Below are 20,380 nucleotides of genomic sequence, written 5' to 3'. Positions count from 1 at the left end.
TCCAATTCAAGTAGCCGAGCCCAATGTCCGAGCCACGCAAGATTCTCGTTACCAGCGCCCTGCCCTATGCCAATGGTTCCATCCACCTTGGCCACATGCTCGAGTACATCCAGACCGACATGTGGGTGCGGTTCCAGAAGCACCGCGGCAACCAGTGCACCTATGTTTGCGCAGACGATGCCCACGGCTCGGCAATCATGCTGCGCGCCGAAAAGGAAGGCATCACGCCTGAACAGCTGATCGCCAACGTCAAGGCCGAGCACAGCGCCGACTTCGCCGACTTCCTGGTGGATTTCGACAACTTCCACTCGACGCACTCGGACGAAAACCGCGAGCTGTCGAGCATGATCTACACCCGTCTGCGCGATGCCGGGCATATCGCAACGCGCTCGATCACGCAGTACTTCGATCCTGAAAAGAAGATGTTCCTGGCCGACCGCTTCATCAAGGGCACCTGTCCGAAATGTGGCACCGAAGACCAGTACGGCGACAATTGCGAAAAGTGCGGCGCCACCTATGCGCCCACCGACCTGAAAGACCCGAAATCGGCGATTTCCGGCGCGACGCCCGTGCTCAAGGATTCCAAGCACTTCTTCTTCGACCTGCCCGCCTTCGACGCCATGCTCAAGGGCTGGACACGCAGCGGAACACTGCAGGACGCCGTCGCCAACAAGATCGCCGAATGGCTGGACAGTGGCCTGCAACAGTGGGACATCTCCCGCGATGCGCCGTACTTCGGTTTCGAGATTCCTGACGAGCCGGGCAAATACTTCTATGTCTGGCTGGACGCACCGATCGGCTACATGGCCAGCTTCAAGAACCTGTGCGCACGCCGTCCGGATCTGGACTTCGATGCCTATTGGGCCAAGGACGCGACTACCGAGTTGTACCATTTCATCGGCAAGGACATCGTCAATTTCCACGCCCTGTTCTGGCCCGCCATGCTGGAAGGCGCAGGGCTGCGCAAGCCGACCGCCATCAATGTCCATGGCTACCTGACCGTCAATGGTCAGAAGATGTCCAAATCCCGTGGCACATTCATCAAGGCACGCACCTACCTTGATCACCTGTCCCCTGAGTACCTGCGCTATTACTACGCCTCGAAACTGGGCCGTGGCGTAGATGACCTGGACCTCAACCTGGAAGACTTCATCCAGAAGGTCAACTCGGACCTGATCGGCAAGGTCGTGAACATCGCCAGCCGTTGCGCCGGCTTCATTCACAAGGGCAATGCCGGTGTCATGGTGTCTGCCAATGCCGCGCCGGAACTGACCGACGCCTTCCTGGCTGCCGCGCCGAGCATCGCTGATGCTTACGAAGCCCGCGATTTCGCCCGCGCCATGCGCGAAACCATGGCCCTGGCCGACCGCGCCAATGCCTACATTGCCGAAAAGGCGCCCTGGGCGCTGGCCAAGCAGGAAGGCAAGCAGGACGAAGTGCAGGCCGTCTGCGCATTGGGCATCAACCTGTTCCGCCAGCTGGTGATCTTCCTAAAACCGGTGCTGCCGAAGCTGGCGGCCGACGCCGAGGCGTTCCTCAACGTCGCACCGCTGACCTGGGATGATCACAAGACACTGCTGGTCGACCATCAGCTCAATCCGTTCTCGGCCCTGATGACCCGGATCGATCCGGTCAAGGTGGAAGCCATGACAGCTGCATCCAAGGAAGATCTGACTGCGAGCGCGACTGATACAGCGCCCCAGGGTAACGGCGAACTGGCCAAGGATCCTCTTTGCGCGGAAATCGATTTCGATGCATTCGCGGCAGTGGACCTTCGCGTCGCATTAATCCTCAAGGCCGAACACGTGGAAGGCGCGAACAAACTGCTGCGTCTGACACTCGATATCGGTGACGAGCAGCGCAATGTGTTCTCCGGCATCAAGAGCGCTTACCCGAACCCGAGCGAGCTGGAAGGTCGCCTGACCATGATGATCGCCAACCTCAAGCCCCGCAAAATGCGCTTCGGCATTTCGGAAGGCATGGTGATGGCGGCAGGTCCCGGCGGCGAAGAAATCTACCTGCTCAGCCCGGACAGCGGCGCCAAGCCCGGCCAGCGCATCAAGTAACACCCCGCAAAGCCCGGTATCCGCTGATCGTTTACGGATGCCGGGCTTTTGCATATCCGCAAGAATGATCTCCTGACCTCTACTCGCTACAGTCTGGTCCTATCGGCAAGCGCATGAACCTGATCCAGCACATTGACGCCCTTCTTCCGCAGACACAGTGCGGCAAGTGCGGGCACCCCGGTTGCAAGCCTTATGCGCAGGGCATCGCCAGTGGCGAAGCAATCAATAAATGCCCACCCGGTGGTGATGAGACCATTGCTCATCTGGCCAGCCTGCTGGCGGTTCCGGTTTTGCCGCTGGACACCGAACGCGGATCGGCACCTGCCCAGGTCGCCTTCATTCGCGAAGCCGAATGCATTGGCTGCACGAAATGCATTCAGGCCTGCCCGGTCGACGCGATTGTCGGAGCCGCCAAACTGATGCACACGGTGATCGTCGACGAGTGCACAGGCTGCGATTTGTGCGTGGCGCCCTGCCCCGTAGACTGCATTGACATGCATCCATTGCCTTTGGCGCAGATCATCCCCATGGATGTCATTCCGATTGTGGGCGACGTGACGCTTGATGCGCAGCAGCAACAGGCTCGTTTGCGCAAGCGTGATCACGCTCGCCAGCGATTTGAATCGCGCAATGCCCGGTTGCAACGCGAACAGGAGCGACGTCATGCAGAGCGGATGGCGAGGTCGCAAAAGTCGGCATCAGGATCAGAGGCATCAGCAGTTGCCCTGCAACGGGTGCAGACCGCCAAAACGGGCACAGGCGATGAAACACTCAAAAGGGCACGAGCCGCCGTTGCTATGAGCCGGGCGCAATTGAACAAATCCCTCAAAGCCTTCGGTCACCCACCTGTCGCCGAACAGGCTGCACGTCTGGTGGTGTTACAGCAGGAGTACGAAGCCGCAGAACGCGTGCTGGAAAAGCTCTTGTCGGCACCGGAAGTGGTGCCGACCCGGCCAGTCGCGAAACCCGATGCAAACGCAGTGAAGCGTGCGAAAATCCAGCAGGCGATGGCCCATGCCGACCTCAAGAAAGCGCAGGCATCCAACGCTCGGCCAGAACAGTTGGCAAGGCTTGAAGAAGCCGTAACGCTTGCCGTGCAGACGCTTGAGGCCGCAGAACAGGCGCTTGCCAGGTCTCAGGACTCATCGCCCTGAAGTAACAGGCATGCTCAGGTTTGGCAACTCGAGCAGTACAGTGGCACATTATCGTGCCGACACCCGTGCCCACCTCATGACCTGCCCCAAGGAAACGCTTCGCCCATGAATGCCGCAAAACGCCTGGAAATTTTCCGCAGGCTTCACGAGGATAATCCGGACCCCAAAACCGAGCTGGCCTACACCACGCCGTTCGAGTTGCTGATATCGGTGATTCTGTCGGCACAGGCAACCGACGTGAGCGTCAACAAGGCGACCGCTCGGCTGTACCCTGTCGCCAACACACCCGAGGCAATTCATGCACTCGGTGTCGATGGGCTGTCCGAATACATCAAGACCATTGGTCTGTATAACAGCAAGGCCAAGAACGTCATCGAAACCTGCCGCCTGCTCATGGAACGGCACAACGGTGAAGTCCCCGAGACCCGCGAAGCCCTTGAAGCGCTGCCCGGTGTAGGACGCAAGACCGCGAACGTAGTGCTCAACACCGCATTCCGTCAGGTGGCGATGGCCGTAGACACCCACATCTTTCGGGTCAGCAACCGCACCGGCATCGCGCCCGGCAAGAACGTCGTCGAGGTCGAAAAGCAACTGATGAAGTTTGTGCCCAGGGATTACCTCCTGGATGCGCATCACTGGCTTATCCTGCACGGCCGTTACGTATGCCAGGCGCGCAAGCCCCGCTGCGGGAGTTGCCGCATTGAAGACCTTTGCGACTACAAATTCAAAACCTCTGACGATTGATACAGATAGATTCCAGCGAGTGAATCGATTGAAAAAATCTTTTTTACCCGCCACAGCTTTGTCGATATAAGGAGCGCCAATAGAGCCGAAGCCTGGAGTCACTTCATGAGTACTGGCAAAGAGCAATTAGACGTCGAGGATGATTTCGTTGCTGTTGATGCGGACGAAGTCGAGCAGGTAGCCGTGGAGCCAGCAAAGACCAATTTGAGCAAACGGCGCACCATCGACAATCTTCTGGAAGAACGTCGCTTGCAAAAACAGTTGGCGGACTACGATTTCGATCTATAGCGCTCTCAGCGGGCAAGGCAGCCCACCGGGTTTAACGTGATGGCGTGAAAGCCCCTCGCGAAGAGAGGCTTTATTTCCGTGAATTCCCGATAGATGTCAACGCTCGATGTCCGCCAGCATTATTGGCTGGATACCCGCCCTGCGCCACCTCATACCAGTCCATTCCGCTGCGCCAGTTCGATCAGATCGACAAGCGAGTGCGCATTGAGCTTGAGCAGCAGTCGAGTCTTGTAGGTACTCACAGTCTTGTTGCTCAGAAACATGCCATCGGCAATTTCCTTGTTGGTCTTGCCTCTCGCCAATTGCTGCAGAACCATCATTTCACGCCCGGACAGGCGATCAACCATTTCCGACTCACTGGCGTTGCCCATGCTGGATCGAACCGTGTGCAGTGCCTGGTTGGGAAAATAGCTGTAGCCCGACAACACCGCCTTGATGGCACTCAATAACTCGGTCAGATCCTGCTGCTTGCAGACATAGCCGGCGGCACCTGCCTGCATGCAACGCATGGAAAAGTGACCGGGAGCCTGTGACGTCAGGATCAGGACCTTGAATGGCAGGGTCATGGCAGACAGCCGAGCGATGACTTCGAGGCCGTCGAGTTTGGGGATACCTATGTCGAGGATGACAATATCAGGCAGATGCTCACGGGCCAGTTGCAGTGCGTCCACTCCATTGTCTGTCTCCGCAATGACCTCATAGCCATGACGCTCCATCAGCATGCGTACAGCAAGGCGAATGACAGGATGATCATCCACGATCAGCACTTTATTCATGGGCAGTCCAATTTTCGCTATTCGAATTTTCAGAGTCAGCACAATAGCTTAGTCGTTTAGTGCTTTGCATGGCGCTCCCCCCCGAGTACCAACACCCAAAGACCGTTCATACATTTACTGCGGAATATTCCTACAAAACTCGAGACGAACGAGCTCTTTCTTATCTTTTTCACAGAGCCTTCCTTATCGGAATTCGATAACAGTATGACTAGCCGGAGCAGCGGAATAGAGCACCTGCGTACCGGACAGGATGTATAGCGAACCCGACCGTTAATCGATTACTGACTGATTTGAGCGTCACTTCAATTAAAACCAATCCGTACGGGTCGCCGTAAGATGCCCCTGAACCAGCGCAGTGCCATCATCCAGGGGCAGATGCATTTCTCCTTAGATTTTTGTCTTCTGAAAACGCTTGCGCTTGCAACGTGCCGAACCCTTTTACGGCCGTCGATTTCAAGCATGACGATAGCATCTGTTCCCGGCTTCCGAGCCAGAGTGTCTTTCGGTTGAAAGCAGTGAGACTGGATGTAACAGAACACTACTCTTCGAACCCTGCTCCGCCAGGCCTACCCTCATCTCCAGGGCAATGTCCTGACTCTGTTGAAAATCACACAAAAAAATGATCTTTTTGTATATATATATGTTTAGAGAGAGAGCCTACATTAAATCCAGAAACGTCCTACACACTCCTACTACCTCTACCCAGGCCTCCCTGACCCGTCTCCTCTAACGTCACATGCCTTTACCGATAGCCGACAGTAAATCACATAAACAGATGCCATCGCCATTTCTTACAAAAACTTTAGTACTTCTCTTGCCTTTCACATCGAAAATGGCTCATTCGACAGAAAGCTAATACTATATTTTTGCTCAACGCCATAGCAAAAGCATCGAAGAGGAAAAATACTACAAAACTCACAGACGGCATCAGAACGCATGTAAGACACTGACTGAATGCCCAATTGGATTCATGTAAAGCGCCGCTTTTTCACTTGCAAATCTTATTACCAGTCGTTACTTTTTTAAGAGCAAACTCATTAAAAGGATGATGAAGCCCCTGCACTACTACTGCAGACGTCACACAATTCCTCATCAATGACACTTCACACTACATATATAAATTCCGTTTATTGAAAGTTGAAGACAACTGAGCGACATGGATAGGGCCTATCCGCAACATCAGCGCCTTGACGACACCCACACGCGTCTTGTAACTCGCTGAGTGCGGTCATGTGTATAACCATGTTCAAAAAGGATTTGCCATGAACAAGAAATTTTCACGAGCCACGTCAAAAGACCCGACCGGTCTCGACTTGATTTCGGCAGTGGAGGCATTCGTCGCCAACGGCGGTGTGATCGCGATAATACCTGACGATGAAACGGCAGACACCACGCGTGGCGTGAAGGCTGACAACAATCCCGTCGTAGAGACTGAAGCAGACGTCGTGTCCAAAGTGGCGCTGTTGAAAAGTCTGGTCGCCAAAGGTGCTGGGTTTTCTTCTCTTCAGTATTCACTCAGGATGAACAGGAAAGACATACGCAAGTTGGCCATTGATCATGGCGTTAAAATAAACTGCAGCCGCCCCGTCGAACACAGGGAACGTGAAAGGCGACATGAGGCAACAGACATTGACGACGTGGTAGCCGGTCATGTCATGCACTATTACAGCCTTGGCTATACCGTGTCCGAGATTGCGCACGTTCTTGATTTGAGTCTGCGCCAGGTCTTGAACATCGGTAAAGCGTATCGACTTGAATTGAGGCAGGAGCGAAACCCGGACATACCCTAGACGCCGCTGGCCACGCGACAGGCGCCCGCCCGCGGTGGATCGAAACGCCTTCATTGTCAGGAGTCCATCCACGCCATCATCCGGGTGATAGCGGACATAGACATTAACAATACATAGGTAACGCACCCGACGGGCCGAACCGAGTAGAAAATACTTAAAGTGCATCAATTTGAATGGCGCAAAAACCGATTGCTCATCCCCGAAAAGAAAGTGATTGCCATGATGCAATTATCCATTTGCGTACACCTCTTTTTACAGGAGACTGTCCATGCCCCACCTTGCCCGAATCATGAACCCTATCAGCATCATCGCATTGTTTGCCGGTCTATCGGAAGCCTCGGCTACTGCCGTACTGCCTTACCTGAATAATGAAGACCGACACGTTTATGTCTGGTTTTTGATTGTCTTTCCGTCGTCACTGGTTGTCATGTTCTTTCTGACCATCAACTTCAACCGCAAGGCGCTTTATCCTCCCTACCGCTCAGTCAATCCCGACTTCCCGATTGTTGGAGTGCTGTTCTGCAGGCGTTGTAACGAACCTGTCGGCACTGCGTGTACACCGTACAACCCCACTGATGACTTTGACAGACCGCACAGCGAATCGCAAAGGAGGCGAAACGGACACCGGACTTCAAACAGGTTTCGCATTGTCGGCAAGCTTGTTCAAGAAAGTCATATCTCGTCTGTCTGGAAACGGCGCCATTAACTGAACGGCTACACGTGACAGTGGGACCCATTCGTCAGGCACTGGAAGCGATTTCGATTTAACACTTATGAGGCATAGACCATGTCGGAATTAAAAGAGTATCGATACATCGAAAAACAGCTCGACCAGCAACTGCAAAAACTTGAGCGTTTCAGAAAAGACGGTCGACTGGCAGACGAATTGGCATTGGAAAGAAAGCTTTCCCTATTGCTTAATCGTTACAGCCTGAAGAAAAAGGAGTTGATCAACTTTTTGAGCTCACCTTATGTGCTTTCGAAAAGCTGCGGAGGCGAACAAAAAGCGGCCAATGGAAACAAAGGTGGGAAATCGCCCAAGACAGGAGAAACCAGGCATTGAACGCCTGCACCGACTGAAGGTTCGGTAGACATATCAGAATGCAGCCCTCGAAAGGGCTGCATTTTCAAGCGAGAGACCGCATCAGAACAGCTTGCGGCCTTTGTTTGCGGCGATACGCATCCGCAGGGCGTTGAGCTTGATGAAGCCTGCAGCGTCAGCCTGATCGTAGGCACCAGCGTCGTCTTCAAACGTCGCGATGTTGGCGTCGAACAGGGAATCGTCGGACTTGCGGCCGGTAACGATCACATTGCCCTTGTACAGCTTCAGGCGCACAACACCGTTCACGTGAGCCTGGGACGCATCGATCATCTGTTGCAGCATCAGACGCTCAGGGCTCCACCAGTAGCCGGTGTAGATCAGACTTGCATACTTGGCCATCAGCTCATCCTTGAGGTGAGCGACTTCGCGGTCCAGGGTGATCGACTCGATCGCACGGTGGGCGCGCAACATGATGGTGCCGCCAGGCGTCTCGTAGCAGCCACGGGACTTCATGCCCACGTAACGGTTTTCCACGATGTCCAGACGACCGATACCGTTTTCGCCGCCGATGCGGTTCAGGGTGGCCAGTACGGTCGCCGGGGTCATTTCAACGCCGTCCAGCGCGACGATGTCGCCGTTGCGGTAGGTCAGTTCCAGATAGGTCGCGACGTTCGGCGCGTCCTCTGGAGACTTGGTCCAACGCCACATGTCTTCTTCGTGCTCGGTCCAGGTGTCCTCCAGCACGCCACCTTCATAGGAGATGTGCAGCAGGTTGGCGTCCATGGAGTACGGGGACTTTTTCTTGCCGTGACGCTCGATTGGAATGCCATGCTTCTCGGCATAGTCCATCAGTTTCTCGCGCGACAGAAGATCCCATTCACGCCATGGAGCGATCACTTTCACGCCTGGCTTGAGTGCATAGGCACCCAGTTCGAAACGCACCTGGTCGTTGCCTTTGCCGGTTGCGCCGTGGGAAATGGCGTCAGCGCCGGTTTCGTTGGCGATCTCGATCAGACGCTTGGCGATCAGCGGACGGGCGATGGAAGTACCCAGCAGGTACTCGCCTTCATAGACGGTGTTGGCACGGAACATCGGGAACACGAAGTCGCGAACGAATTCTTCGCGCAGGTCGTCGATGTAGATTTCCTTGACGCCCATGGCCTGCGCCTTGGCGCGTGCAGGCTCAACTTCCTCGCCCTGACCCAGGTCAGCGGTGAAAGTCACCACTTCGCAGTTGTACGTGTCCTGCAGCCACTTGAGGATTACCGAAGTATCCAGACCACCGGAATACGCGAGAACTACCTTGTTTACGTCCGCCATGCCATCACTCCACCGCGTTGTACGGAAAACCGACGATTCTACCGTTCAAAGCAGGAAATTTACAGGGGCGCGACAGCTTCTGACGACGAGGCGACAGGTTTTGTCAGCCTCGCGACAGAAAGGAGAGGTGTGTCAAGAGGTATGCGCAGCGCTCGCCGACGCCACTGGAACCGGCCGTTCTTCAGGCGCTACGCGTTCAAGGTGCACGTTCACACGACGGTTACGGGCGCGGTTGGCATTGTTGGTGTTGGGGGCGAGTGGATACCGCTCGCCATGAAAGCGCAGAGTGATCTGCTGCTCTGGAATGCCCTGGGCTTTCAGGTAATCCATGACCGCCAGTGCGCGACGACGTGACAGGTCGCGGTTGGTCAGGCGATTGCCGCTGTTGTCAGAATGCCCATCCAGTTCGACGTGGTTGACCGTCGGGTCTGCCTTCAGATAGGCAACCATGTTGTCCAGCCGGGCTTTCGCGGCAGCGTCCAGTTCGATCCCGCCACCGGGAAAGCCGACTTCGGCCTGTTTGACCTGATCGAAGTTCATCGGCAGCAGCTTGGCAGTGCAGGCCTGATATTCAGTGAAGGCCTTGCTGAACTTGACCGGCAACAGACGCACCTCCATCTGTCCGCCGTCACGGGAATAATGACGAATCAGTGGCGTGCGCCCTTCCATCAGGCCGTTGATAAGACGTCCGGCCTGAGCATGAGAGGTGTTGAACGGTATTTCGCCGTTGCTGACGCGCACCGAGCCCAGATTGATATCGCCACGGCCTGGCTGCCACGGTGCCGCAGCGGCCAGCAGCGTGGCGGAACCGTTGCCCAGCATGTTGTAGGAAGCCTTGAGCCGGAATGTGGCCTGCTCACCCGCGCGGCGCACGAACTCCCCCACACCGAAGTCGGTGATGGGCTGAGTCAGACGGCACTCGAACTGATCGCCTTCGACTTTCCATTCGATGCTTTCCAGACGCGTCTGGAAATTGATAGCCATCGCTGGAAGGCTGGCGAACACGCTGAGCAGGGCTAGATATCGCTGGCGCACGGGAGGCTCCACTTGAAATGATCGCGAAACGAAATACGGTTTCTATGTCGGGCTATCGGTAACTTCCTACAAAACTTGATAGCGAGTGCCTGAGAGAGTCTTTTCCGGTAGCATTCCCTGCGAGTTTGACCCGCCTGGAATCCCCAATGTCTGACCGCCTGACCCTTCTGCGTCCCGACGACTGGCACATCCATCTCCGTGACGGAGCTGTTTTGCCCCATACCGTCGCTGACGTAGCGCGCACCTTTGGCCGCGCAATCATCATGCCCAACCTCGTGCCGCCCGTTCGCAATGCGCAGCAGGCCGATGCCTATCGCCAGCGCATTCTCGCTGCACGCCCGGCCGGCAGCCGCTTCGAGCCGTTGATGGTGCTTTATCTCACCGACCAGACAACGCCCGAAGACATTCGCACGGCCAAGGCCAGCGGTTTCGTCCACGCCGCCAAGCTGTATCCGGCTGGTGCCACGACCAACTCCGATTCGGGCGTGACCAGCATCGACAGGATCTTCCCTGCCCTTGAAGCCATGGCCGAAGTCGGCATGCTGCTGCTGGTGCACGGCGAGGTCACACGTGGCGAGATCGACGTATTCGATCGCGAAAAGGTCTTTATCGACGAGCACCTGCGTCGCGTCGTCGAGCGTTTCCCGACACTGAAAGTGGTGTTCGAACACATCACCACCGGCGAGGCCGTGCAGTTCGTCAACGAAGCATCGGCCAATGTTGCGGCGACCATCACCGCGCATCACCTGCTCTATAACCGCAATCACATGCTGGTCGGTGGCATTCGCCCGCACTTCTACTGCCTGCCGATCCTCAAGCGCAACACTCACCAGACGTCCCTGCTGGATGCTGCCACCAGTGGCAACGGCAAGTTCTTTCTGGGTACCGACTCCGCTCCGCATGCGCAACACGCCAAGGAAGCGGCATGCGGCTGCGCCGGTTGCTACACCGCTTACGCCGCTATCGAAATGTACGCAGAAGCCTTCGAGCAACGTAACGCGCTGGACAAACTGGAGGGCTTCGCCAGCCTTCACGGTCCGGCGTTCTACGGCCTGCCTGCCAACCAGGACACCATCACGCTGGTGCGTGAAGAGTGGACCGCCCCTGCCAGCCTGCCGTTTGGCGAGTTGTCCGTAATACCGCTGCGTGCAGGTGAAAAACTGCACTGGCGCCTGGAGGAAAACGCGTGAGTGAAGATCATTTCGACGACGAACCGGAAGGTCATGGTGGCGGCGGTGTTGGATCGCGTCACCCGATGGCGGCCCGCTTTCGCGGCTACCTGCCGGTCGTCATCGACGTAGAAACCGGCGGCTTCAATTCGGCCACCGATGCACTGCTGGAAATTGCGGCCGTCACCATCGGCATGGATGAAAGAGGATTCGTGTTCCCGGAGCACACTCATTTCTTCCGCGTAGAGCCCTTCGAAGGTGCCAACATCGAAGCCGCTGCGCTGGAGTTCACCGGGATCAAGCTCGATCACCCGTTGCGCATGGCAGTCAGCGAAGAAACCGCCCTGAACGATATCTTCCGCGGCGTGCGCAAGGCCCTCAAGGCCAACGGCTGCAAGCGCGCGGTGCTGGTCGGCCACAACGCCAGCTTCGATCTGGGCTTTCTGAACGCAGCCGTCGCGCGCCTGGACATGAAACGCAATCCGTTTCACCCGTTCTCAAGCTTCGATACGGCAACGCTTGCGGGCCTGGCCTACGGTCAGACCGTACTGGCCAAAGCCTGTCAGGCTGCCGGTATCGACTTCGACGGCCGCGAAGCCCACTCGGCCCGCTACGACACGGAAAAGACGGCAGAGCTGTTCTGCGGCATCGTCAACCGCTGGAAGGAAATGGGCGGCTGGGAAGACTTCGACGACTGAGTCACCCCGCTTATGAACAGACCGGCCCAGTGCCGGTTTTTTCATGCCTGTCGCGCAGAAAAACAGGCGATAAGCTTCCGGGGTTACCACTCATCGCCCTACCTGAATCGAACCTAAAACAGTTTTGACAAGCATTCTCATTACCATTAAGCTCCGGATCACCCAGCCATAAACCAGCGATGGTCCATAGCTTATGTACGTTTGTCTCTGCCAAGGTGTTACTGACGGTCAAATCCGGGAAGCAATTCTGGAGGGCTGCTGCAGTTATCGCGAAGTTCGCGAGACGCTGGGTGTTGCAAGTAAATGTGGGAAATGTGCCTGCCTGGCCAAGGAAGTGGTGCGTGACACCCTGACCGAGCTTCAAAGCAGCCACGCTGCACTGGCCTATACGACAGAATTTACTGCGGCCTGATTACCCTATTTCAAAGAACCGGACTCGATGTCCGGTTTTTTTATGCCTGTAATTCAAGCGCTTAGCGTCAAGATGCGGAACTCAAACATTCTTATTCCTATTTAAATTCACTTATTATTCAATAACTTAGGTTTGACAGACATTCGCGTGCAGCTCACACTCGCGCCTTATATACACAAGCCATCGGCAGGACCACGAACATGAAAGGCGACATTACAGTCATCCAGCATCTCAACAAGATCCTCGGTAACGAGCTGGTCGCCATCAACCAGTACTTTCTGCATGCACGCATGTACGAAGACTGGGGTCTGAAAAAGCTCGGTGCGCATGAGTATCACGAGTCTATCGACGCGATGAAGCATGCTGACAAGGTCATCAAGCGCATCCTGTTTCTGGAAGGCCTGCCTAACCTGCAGGACCTGGGCAAGATCCTGATCGGCGAGCACACCAAGGAAATGCTGGAGTGTGACCTTAAGATCGAACAGAAAGGCCTGGCTGATCTGAAAGCCGCCATCGCTCACTTTGAAACCGTTGGCGACTTCGGCAGCCGTGAGCTGCTGGAAGACATCCTCGAGCCCAAGGAAGAGCACATCGACTGGCTGGAAACCCAGCTGGGTCTGATCGACAAAGTAGGTATCGAAAACTACCTGCAATCGCAGATGGGCGACTGATACGTCGATCCGCTGATACGAAAAAAGCCCGCCTCCATTGGAGAGCGGGCTTTTTCTTGTCTGTAGAACGGCTTGATGAACCGGCGTGTATTGCTACCGATCCATCAAATCACCGTCTTACTCGGCCTTGGCGGCCGATGCAGTCTTGACCAGCTCTTGAAGCGAGCCGTCAGCCATCATCTCGGTGATGATGTCGCTGCCGCCAACCAGTTCACCGGCAACCCACAGCTGTGGGAAGGTCGGCCAGTTGGCGTACTTGGGCAGGTTGGCGCGAATTTCAGGGTTCTGCAGGATGTCGACATAAGCGAATTTTTCGCCGCACGCCATCAACGCCTGGGAAGCCTTGGCCGAAAAGCCGCACTGTGGCGCGTTTGGAGCGCCTTTCATGTAAAGCAGAATGGTGTTGTTGGCAATCTGCTCTTTGATCGTTTCGATGATATCCATGAAGCACCTCGGCTGAATTTTCCGACTCAGTTGTCGGCACGGTGGCGCATTGTAACGGAATCCCGACTGAGACGCTCTGTCTTGAACCTCAACACGCGGCGACCTGAACCGGTACGCCATTCAGCGCCGCGTTGCCGGAAAGCACATCCAGCTGACGTTCGTCGGTCAGGTCATTGGCGCTGACACCGGGCTGATTCTGCGCAATTTCCATGCGCACACCGGCACGTGCGTGGCCCCAGCCGTGTGGCAGGCTGACCACGCCGGGCATCATGTCCAGACTGCCCACTACCTCAACCTCGATCATGCCGACCCGCGAGCTGACGCGCACCTGCTGCCCGTCGTTCAGACCTCGACGGCTCAAGTCGTCGGGATGCATCAGTAACTGATGGCGCGGCTTGCCCTTCACCAACCGATGATAATTGTGCATCCAGGAATTGTTGCTGCGCACGTGGCGACGTCCAATCAACAACAATTGGTCCGGCTGCGGCACGGGGGCGGCTCTGAAACGGGCCAGGTCGGCCATGATGACGTCGGGCGCTGCCTGAACATGGCCGTTGGCGGTCTTCAGGCGCTCGCTGAGGTTCGGTTGCAGCGCTCCCAGATCAAGACCGTGGGGATGATTGTCCAGCGTCGCCAGCGAAAGCTTGTGAACCGATGCATCGCCATAACGCCCTCTGCGCAGGCCATGATCGATCATCTGTGCGGGTGGCATGGTCGGCTTCAGGTCTTTCTGCGTCCTGGCAGCAAATGCCCTGGCCAGGCCAACGAAGATTTCCCAGTCATGCAGCGCGCCTTCGGGCTTGTCGAAGATCGCTCGATTGAAGCGGGTGACGTTACGCACCGCGAGAGTATTGAAGGTGGTGTCGTAGTGGTCATTCTCCAGCGCGGAGGTAGACGGCAGAATCAGGTCGGCATAGCGAGTGGTTTCATTGATATACAGGTCGATGCTGACCATGAACTCCAGCCCTTCAAGGGCTCTTTCAAGCTGGCGCCCGTTCGGCGTCGACAACACCGGGTTGCCTGCAACCGTCACCAGCGCACGCACCCGCCCCTCCCCTTCATGCAGCATCTCCTCGGCCAGCGCCGAGACCGGCAGCTCGCCGCCGTATTCAGGCAGACCGGACACGCGGCTCTGCCAGCGATTGAAATGGCCACCCGACGTAGAGCCCACGATGTCCACCGCAGGCTGGGTGCAGAGCACGCCACCGACGCGGTCAAGGTTGCCGGTCACCAGATTGATGAGCTGCACCAGCCAATGGCACAAGGTCCCGAATGCCTGGGTCGAAACACCCATGCGTCCGTAGCAGACAGCTGTCTCGGCGGCTGCGAAATCCCTGGCCAACTGACGGATCTGTTGCGCGTCGATGCCACAGCGCAGACTCATGGCTTCGGCACTGAAATCGGAAATGGCCTCCCGCACCTGATCGAGTCCATCGACAGGCAAATGGCTGTCACGGGTCAGACCTTCTTCGAACAGCGTATGAAGCACCCCGAACAGCAACGCAGCGTCGCCGCCGGGGCGCACGAACAGGTGCTGATCGGCAATGGCGGCGGTCTCGCTGCGTCGCGGGTCGACGACCACAACCTTTCCGCCGCGCTTCTGTATGGCTTTCAAACGTTTTTCAACATCGGGGACGGTCATGATGCTGCCGTTTGACGCCAACGGGTTACCGCCCAGGATCAGCATGAAATCCGTGTGATCGATGTCCGGAATCGGCAGCAGCATGCCGTGGCCGTACATCAGAAAACTGGTCAGGTGATGGGGCAACTGGTCCACAGACGTTGCGGAAAAGCGATTGCGCGTCTTGAGCAATCCGAGAAAATAATTGCTGTGGGTCATCAACCCGTAGTTGTGAACGCTGGGGTTGCCCTGATAGACCGCCACGGCATTCTGACCATCGCGTTGCTGGATGGCCGCCAGTCGCTCGGCTACCAGCTCGAACGCATCCTGCCAGGCAATCGGCTGCCATTGATCGCCTGAACGCAGCATGGGCTGGCGCAGACGATCAGGATCATTCTGGATGTCTTGCAGCGCGACGGCCTTGGGGCAAATGTGGCCGCGGCTGAAACTGTCGAGCGGATCACCCTTGATCGAAGTGATTCTGCGCGTCGCGTCAGGCTCAAGCGTGGTTTCGATAGTCAGGCCGCAAATGGCCTCACACAGATGACAGGCACGGTGGTGTTCGGTCCGGGTCATCGCAGCCTCATAGTGGTGTCGTGGCAATCCGATCGATTGCGGAACAGTCACTATGGTGCGTGGAGACAGCCTTCGCCACCCGGCTTCGCCTCATGAATCAGGGCTCATCAGGCCGACGGATGCACGCCGTCGGTCAACCGCCGATCGGTGTGACAACCTTGCGCTGCAGCTGGATTTCGGTCACGGTTTCGATCTGTTCCTGGGCCAGGTGCACGCCGGTCAGGTCGCCGATCAGACGCCAGTGCTCATCGAGCCCCGAGCTGATGGTCGCCATGCGATCGATCATGCGGCGTCCGGCGGTGCGCGTGACTTCGTCTTCGCTACGCAACAGTTCAAAGGACATGGAGGTCATGGATGCGGTGAGGTGGGTCAAGGTACGGGCAGTCAGCCCGAGCAATTCCGTTAGTTGACGCTCTTTAGAATCCATTCCCGATCTCCCAATCAATGATGATACCAACGAGGCTTTATAACCTACGGCCGTTGTTTAGGAAACGGTCATTATTCAAGGCGCGTGAAGCACGTCGCATTCGCTGCCGGACTGTTGCAGGATTGGTACTAATTGCCAATCCCGCTTTGGGCAGTGTACAAATGCTGCCTTTGGACAGCGAAGCGCTGGCTAAAGGCCTGCTCCAGAGTAGTCCGTTTTCAGCGCGATGCAGGATTTAATATAAAGCCTGAAGCACGGCACCCCGATTCACACCGCTATCCAAAATAAAGCATGCTATTGGTAAGACGCGACATTTTTTTATACTATCGCGCCTCTCTTATTCGTCGCCTCGCGCGGCTTTCGCCGCAGTGTTCGCCCGTTTTCTCGATAAAACCCGGCTTTGAAACACTGCGGTCTGTTGCAAAAAAGGTAGTTAATCATGAACGCCAGGCACTTTCTCTCGATGATGGATTACACCCCAGACGAACTGCTGGGCCTGATCCGTCGTGGCGTAGAGCTCAAAGACCTGCGAAATCGCGGCGTGCTTTTTGAACCCCTGAAGAACCGGGTGCTGGGGATGATTTTTGAAAAATCCTCGACACGTACCCGTCTTTCCTTCGAAGCCGGCATGATCCAGCTAGGCGGCCAGGCCATCTTTTTGTCCCATCGCGACACGCAACTGGGCCGTGGCGAGCCGATTGCCGACAGCGCAAAGGTCATGTCCCGCATGCTCGACGCGGTCATGATCCGTACCTATGCCCACAGCAATCTGGTGGAGTTCGCTGCCAATTCCCGTGTGCCGGTGATCAACGGTCTGTCCGATGACCTGCACCCGTGCCAGTTGCTGGCCGACATGCAGACCTTTCTCGAGCATCGTGGCTCGATCAAGGGCAAGACCGTGGCGTGGATCGGTGACGGCAACAACATGTGCAACAGCTATATAGAAGCGGCGATCCGGTTCGACTTCCATTTGCGCGTTGCCTGCCCGCTGGGTTACGAGCCCAATCCCGAATTCATGGCGCTGGCCGGGGATCGCGTGACGATTGTTCGTGACCCGAAGGCAGCGGTCGAAGGCGCGCATCTGGTGAGCACCGATGTCTGGACCTCGATGGGCCAGGAAGAGGAAACCGCCAAGCGCATGGCCCTGTTCGCACCGTTCCAGGTAACGCGCGCGCTGCTCGACCTCGCTGATAAAGACGTGCTGTTCATGCATTGCCTGCCAGCCCACCGGGGTGAGGAAATCAGCGTCGATCTGCTGGACGATCAGCGTTCTGTGGCGTGGGATCAGGCGGAAAACCGTCTGCATGCGCAGAAGGCGCTGCTGGAATTTCTCGTCGCGCCATCCTGTCAGCCAGCATGACTCAGGCCTTGCTGCTGAACCTGCGCAATCTGGCGTGCGGCTATGACAACCAGCGTGTGGTGCAGGATCTGAATCTGCACCTCAACGCTGGTGACATCGGCTGCCTGCTGGGCTCTTCAGGCTGCGGCAAGACCACGACATTGCGCGCCATTGCCGGTTTCGAACCGATCCATGCGGGCGAAATCACGCTGGCGGGCGAAGTGATCTCCCGCCCAGGCTGGACGCTGGCACCGGAAAAGCGTCGTATCGGCATGGTGTTTCAGGACTACGCCCTGTTCCCGCACCTGAGCGTTGCTGACAATATCGCCTTCGGCATCCGCAAGCATCCGCGCCGTGAAAAGGTGACGGCTGAGCTTCTGGAGCTCGTCAATCTCGCCGGACTGGGTAAACGCTATCCGCACGAACTGTCCGGCGGGCAGCAGCAACGCGTCGCTCTCGCCCGGGCGCTGGCACCGGAGCCGCAGTTGCTGCTGCTCGATGAGCCGTTTTCCAATCTGGACGGCGAATTGCGCAGGCGCCTGAGCCATGAGGTGCGCGATATCCTCAAGGCTCGCGGCACCAGCGCCATTCTGGTGACCCATGATCAGGAAGAAGCCTTCGCGGTCAGCGATCACGTCGGTGTTTTCAAGGAAGGCCGGCTGGAGCAATGGGATACGCCCTATAACCTGTACCACGAGCCGCAGACCCCCTTTGTCGCCAGCTTCATTGGCCAGGGGTATTTCATTCGCGGTCAGATGATCGACCACGAATCGGTGCAGACCGAACTGGGTGTTTTGCGCGGCAACAGGGCTTATCCGGGCGTCAGTGGCAGCGCAGTGGACGTGCTGTTGCGCCCGGACGACATTGTTCATGCACCGCAAAGCGCGCTGAAGGCGCGGGTCATCGGTCGAACCTTTCAGGGCGCATCAACCCTGTATCGCCTGCAATTGCCGACCGGCAGCCAGCTTGAAGCGATTTTCCCCAGCCACGCCGATCACCTGACCGGCGAGCAGGTCGGCATTCAGGTCGCCGCCGATCATCTGGTGCTGTTTGCCGCGCCCGGCAGTGTCGCCACACATGCGGTCAATGGCTGAGTCGTCGACTCACTCACGACCGATGGCGGCGAAGGTCGCGCTGGTGTGAGCCGCCAGCACCTGCGCTGACAGTTCCACTTCCAGCCCTCTCCTGCCCGCACTGACAAAGATGGTCTCGAAGGGTGTGGCTGTTTCGTCGATAAACGTGCGTAGGCGCTTTTTCTGACCCAGCGGACTGATACCGCCCAACAGATAACCGGTCGAGCGTTGCGCTGCGGCCGGGTCGGCCATTTCAGTCTTCTTGGCGCCAGCGGCGTGAGCCAGCGCCTTCAGATCCAGGGTTCCGACGACCGGCACCACCGCGACCAGCAGCTCGCCCTTTTCGGTACTGGCCAGCAGCGTCTTGAATACGCGGGCCGGTTCCAGACCCAGCTTCTCTGCCGCCTCCAGACCATACGATGCCGCCTTGGGATCGTGTTCATAACTGTGGACGCGGTGTTCGGCCCGAACTTTTTTCAATAAATCCAACGCGGGGGTCATTCATCACTCCGGACAGATCAAGGTGGGCGCTACTTTAAGCCAAATTATCGGGAAGCGCCTTGATCCATAAAGGCTGCAACCTTGATGGCTATTTAAAACCATCAAGACTTTTCCTACAAAACATGCAGAAACAAACTAAGACCTGACCGTGATATTTTTCAGTGACCGTTCAGTTCCGACCTTTGACAGGGTTCTTTCTTGTCTATATTTTTTCGTTTACGAATATTAACGAACGCTGTTTTTCGGTATAACTCGCATCAGTGACCAGTATTCTGACGAATCCTGACACGCCGCAATAACGAGCATCCGTGTCTGCATACGGTGCCGCGACAAAAACAAAAATGAGGTATTCATGACCATTGCAACCCGACAACCGACGCTTTCCGCACAATGTACTGCTGAATTCCTGGGCACAGCCCTGATGATTTTTTTCGGGACCGGATGCGTTGCAGCGCTCAAGGTCGCGGGTGCTTCTTTCGGACTTTGGGAAATCTGCATCATCTGGGGGATGGCCGTCAGCATGGGCATCTACCTCAGCGCAGGTATTTCCGGCGCACACCTCAACCCGGCGGTCAGCATCGCGCTGAGTCTGTTTGCCGGTTTCGAAAAACGAAAACTGCCTTTTTACATCGCTTCCCAGATCGCCGGTGCGTTCTGCGGCGCAGGCCTTGTGTACCTTCTGTACGTCAGCCTCTTTTTCGACTTCGAACATGCGCACCACATCATTCGTGGTACCGAGCAGAGTCTTGAACTGGCATCGGTGTTCTCCACCTATCCCAACCCTGCCATTTCCGTTGGCCAGGCCTTTCTGGTCGAGATGGTCATCACCACCATCCTGATGGGCGTGATCATGGCGCTGGGCGACGATAATAACGGTCTGCCACGCGGCGCACTGGCTCCTCTGCTGATCGGTCTGCTGGTAGCCGTGATCGGCAGCGCCATGGGTCCGCTGACCGGGTTTGCGATGAATCCTGCTCGCGACTTCGGCCCGAAAATGATGACGTTCATTGCTGGCTGGGGTGAGATAGCATTCACCGGCGGTCGTGACATACCTTATTTCCTGGTTCCGATTTTTGCGCCCATTCTGGGTGCCTGCCTCGGCGCCGCCGGCTACCGCATGTTGATTGCGCGCCATCTGCCCGGCGCCGATCCTGTTGCAAACGAAAAAGACCTCAAAAAAGACACCAGCGCGGTTCGCGGCAAGGCTCAAGCGTCATCTTGAATTCCACCCCAA

General features: G+C 56.7%; 21 protein-coding genes. 14 read left to right on the top strand and 7 right to left on the bottom strand.

Going from position 1 to position 20,380, the window contains the following annotated elements; genetic code table 11:
* The first annotated feature begins 23 nt into the window (after nt 1-23).
* The 4 genes from metG (at nt 24) to CFBP1590_RS06780 (ending at nt 4,252) form a co-directional block, all read left to right on the top strand.
* Entirely contained in the window at nt 24-2,066 is a 2,043-nt protein-coding gene (metG, locus tag CFBP1590_RS06795) for a methionine--tRNA ligase (RefSeq protein ID WP_088234707.1), read from the top strand.
* Between the two features lie 113 nt (nt 2,067-2,179).
* Complete coding sequence (gene rsxB / locus CFBP1590_RS06790) at nt 2,180-3,220, top strand: electron transport complex subunit RsxB (protein ID WP_088234706.1); 1,041 nt, start codon at nt 2,180-2,182, stop codon at nt 3,218-3,220.
* Between the two features lie 105 nt (nt 3,221-3,325).
* Nucleotides 3,326-3,964: an endonuclease III gene (gene nth / locus CFBP1590_RS06785; RefSeq protein WP_088234705.1), complete on the top strand. Its 639-nt coding sequence runs from the start codon at nt 3,326-3,328 to the stop codon at nt 3,962-3,964.
* 105 nt (nt 3,965-4,069) lie between these two features.
* Nucleotides 4,070-4,252 carry a PA3496 family putative envelope integrity protein gene (locus tag CFBP1590_RS06780; RefSeq protein ID WP_004881877.1) on the top strand — a complete coding sequence of 61 codons (183 nt, stop codon included), beginning with the start codon at nt 4,070-4,072 and terminating at the stop codon, nt 4,250-4,252.
* 149 nt (nt 4,253-4,401) lie between these two features.
* On the opposite strand, the gene CFBP1590_RS06775 is transcribed toward CFBP1590_RS06780, so the two are convergent.
* Complete coding sequence (locus CFBP1590_RS06775; protein WP_004881876.1) at nt 4,402-5,028, bottom strand: response regulator transcription factor; 627 nt, start codon at nt 5,026-5,028, stop codon at nt 4,402-4,404.
* A gap of 1,262 nt (nt 5,029-6,290) precedes the next feature.
* On the opposite strand from CFBP1590_RS06775, the gene CFBP1590_RS06770 reads away from it, so the two are divergent.
* The 3 genes from CFBP1590_RS06770 (at nt 6,291) to CFBP1590_RS06760 (ending at nt 7,881) form a co-directional block, all read left to right on the top strand.
* A complete protein-coding gene (locus tag CFBP1590_RS06770) occupies nt 6,291-6,818 on the top strand; it encodes a hypothetical protein (RefSeq protein WP_029244607.1) in 528 nt (175 codons plus the stop codon).
* 268 nt (nt 6,819-7,086) lie between these two features.
* On the top strand, nt 7,087-7,524 hold the full coding sequence (locus CFBP1590_RS06765) for a hypothetical protein (RefSeq protein WP_088234704.1): 438 nt from the start codon (nt 7,087-7,089) through the stop codon (nt 7,522-7,524).
* An 81-nt stretch (nt 7,525-7,605) separates the two neighbouring features.
* On the top strand, nt 7,606-7,881 hold the full coding sequence (locus CFBP1590_RS06760; protein WP_057409518.1) for a hypothetical protein: 276 nt from the start codon (nt 7,606-7,608) through the stop codon (nt 7,879-7,881).
* Nucleotides 7,882-7,962: 81 nt separating this feature from the next.
* On the opposite strand, the gene CFBP1590_RS06755 is transcribed toward CFBP1590_RS06760, so the two are convergent.
* Complete coding sequence (locus tag CFBP1590_RS06755) at nt 7,963-9,180, bottom strand: argininosuccinate synthase (protein ID WP_004881872.1); 1,218 nt, start codon at nt 9,178-9,180, stop codon at nt 7,963-7,965.
* A 132-nt stretch (nt 9,181-9,312) separates the two neighbouring features.
* Entirely contained in the window at nt 9,313-10,215 is a 903-nt protein-coding gene (locus CFBP1590_RS06750; protein WP_029244610.1) for an OmpA family protein, read from the bottom strand.
* A gap of 146 nt (nt 10,216-10,361) precedes the next feature.
* Here CFBP1590_RS06750 and pyrC point away from each other — a divergent pair, with 146 nt between their 5' ends.
* The 4 genes from pyrC (at nt 10,362) to bfr (ending at nt 13,165) form a co-directional block, all read left to right on the top strand.
* Complete coding sequence (gene pyrC / locus CFBP1590_RS06745) at nt 10,362-11,405, top strand: dihydroorotase (RefSeq protein WP_025993858.1); 1,044 nt, start codon at nt 10,362-10,364, stop codon at nt 11,403-11,405.
* On the top strand, nt 11,402-12,082 hold the full coding sequence (gene rnt, locus CFBP1590_RS06740) for a ribonuclease T (protein ID WP_004881869.1): 681 nt from the start codon (nt 11,402-11,404) through the stop codon (nt 12,080-12,082). Before pyrC ends, rnt begins: the two co-directional genes overlap by 4 nt.
* Nucleotides 12,083-12,275: 193 nt before the next feature.
* A complete protein-coding gene (locus CFBP1590_RS06735) occupies nt 12,276-12,494 on the top strand; it encodes a bacterioferritin-associated ferredoxin (RefSeq protein WP_004881868.1) in 219 nt (72 codons plus the stop codon).
* 200 nt (nt 12,495-12,694) lie between these two features.
* A complete protein-coding gene (gene bfr / locus CFBP1590_RS06730; protein ID WP_004881867.1) occupies nt 12,695-13,165 on the top strand; it encodes a bacterioferritin in 471 nt (156 codons plus the stop codon).
* A 117-nt stretch (nt 13,166-13,282) separates the two neighbouring features.
* On the opposite strand, the gene grxD is transcribed toward bfr, so the two are convergent.
* The 3 genes from grxD to plzR form a co-directional block, all read right to left on the bottom strand.
* A complete protein-coding gene (gene grxD, locus CFBP1590_RS06725) occupies nt 13,283-13,609 on the bottom strand; it encodes a Grx4 family monothiol glutaredoxin (protein WP_004881866.1) in 327 nt (108 codons plus the stop codon).
* 88 nt (nt 13,610-13,697) lie between these two features.
* Nucleotides 13,698-15,806 carry a molybdopterin oxidoreductase family protein gene (locus tag CFBP1590_RS06720; RefSeq protein ID WP_088234703.1) on the bottom strand — a complete coding sequence of 703 codons (2,109 nt, stop codon included), beginning with the start codon at nt 15,804-15,806 and terminating at the stop codon, nt 13,698-13,700.
* A gap of 133 nt (nt 15,807-15,939) precedes the next feature.
* A complete protein-coding gene (gene plzR / locus CFBP1590_RS06715; RefSeq protein WP_025993861.1) occupies nt 15,940-16,233 on the bottom strand; it encodes a PlzR type 4 pili assembly inhibitor in 294 nt (97 codons plus the stop codon).
* A gap of 439 nt (nt 16,234-16,672) precedes the next feature.
* Between plzR and argF the strand changes: the two genes are divergently transcribed.
* Both argF and CFBP1590_RS06705 read left to right on the top strand, forming a co-directional pair.
* Nucleotides 16,673-17,593 (top strand): ornithine carbamoyltransferase, encoded by a 921-nt coding sequence (gene argF / locus CFBP1590_RS06710; protein WP_025993862.1) that lies wholly within the window; start codon nt 16,673-16,675, stop codon nt 17,591-17,593.
* The gene (locus CFBP1590_RS06705; RefSeq protein ID WP_058431773.1) at nt 17,590-18,666 is read left to right on the top strand and encodes an ABC transporter ATP-binding protein; all 1,077 of its coding nucleotides are present in this window, start codon (nt 17,590-17,592) and stop codon (nt 18,664-18,666) included. Before argF ends, CFBP1590_RS06705 begins: the two co-directional genes overlap by 4 nt.
* A 9-nt stretch (nt 18,667-18,675) precedes the next feature.
* Here the strand turns inward: CFBP1590_RS06705 and ybaK are convergent, their stop codons facing one another.
* Nucleotides 18,676-19,146 (bottom strand): Cys-tRNA(Pro) deacylase, encoded by a 471-nt coding sequence (ybaK, locus tag CFBP1590_RS06700; protein ID WP_025993864.1) that lies wholly within the window; start codon nt 19,144-19,146, stop codon nt 18,676-18,678.
* 352 nt (nt 19,147-19,498) lie between these two features.
* Between ybaK and CFBP1590_RS06695 the strand changes: the two genes are divergently transcribed.
* Complete coding sequence (locus CFBP1590_RS06695) at nt 19,499-20,368, top strand: MIP/aquaporin family protein (protein ID WP_058431772.1); 870 nt, start codon at nt 19,499-19,501, stop codon at nt 20,366-20,368.
* Nucleotides 20,369-20,380 lie beyond the last annotated feature (12 nt).

The organism is Pseudomonas viridiflava (assembly GCF_900184295.1).
GTDB classification, from domain to species: Bacteria; Pseudomonadota; Gammaproteobacteria; order Pseudomonadales; family Pseudomonadaceae; genus Aquipseudomonas; species Aquipseudomonas viridiflava.
The sequence above is the reverse complement of the archived record's forward strand: the minus strand, read 5'-3'. Positions and strand labels throughout refer to the sequence as shown.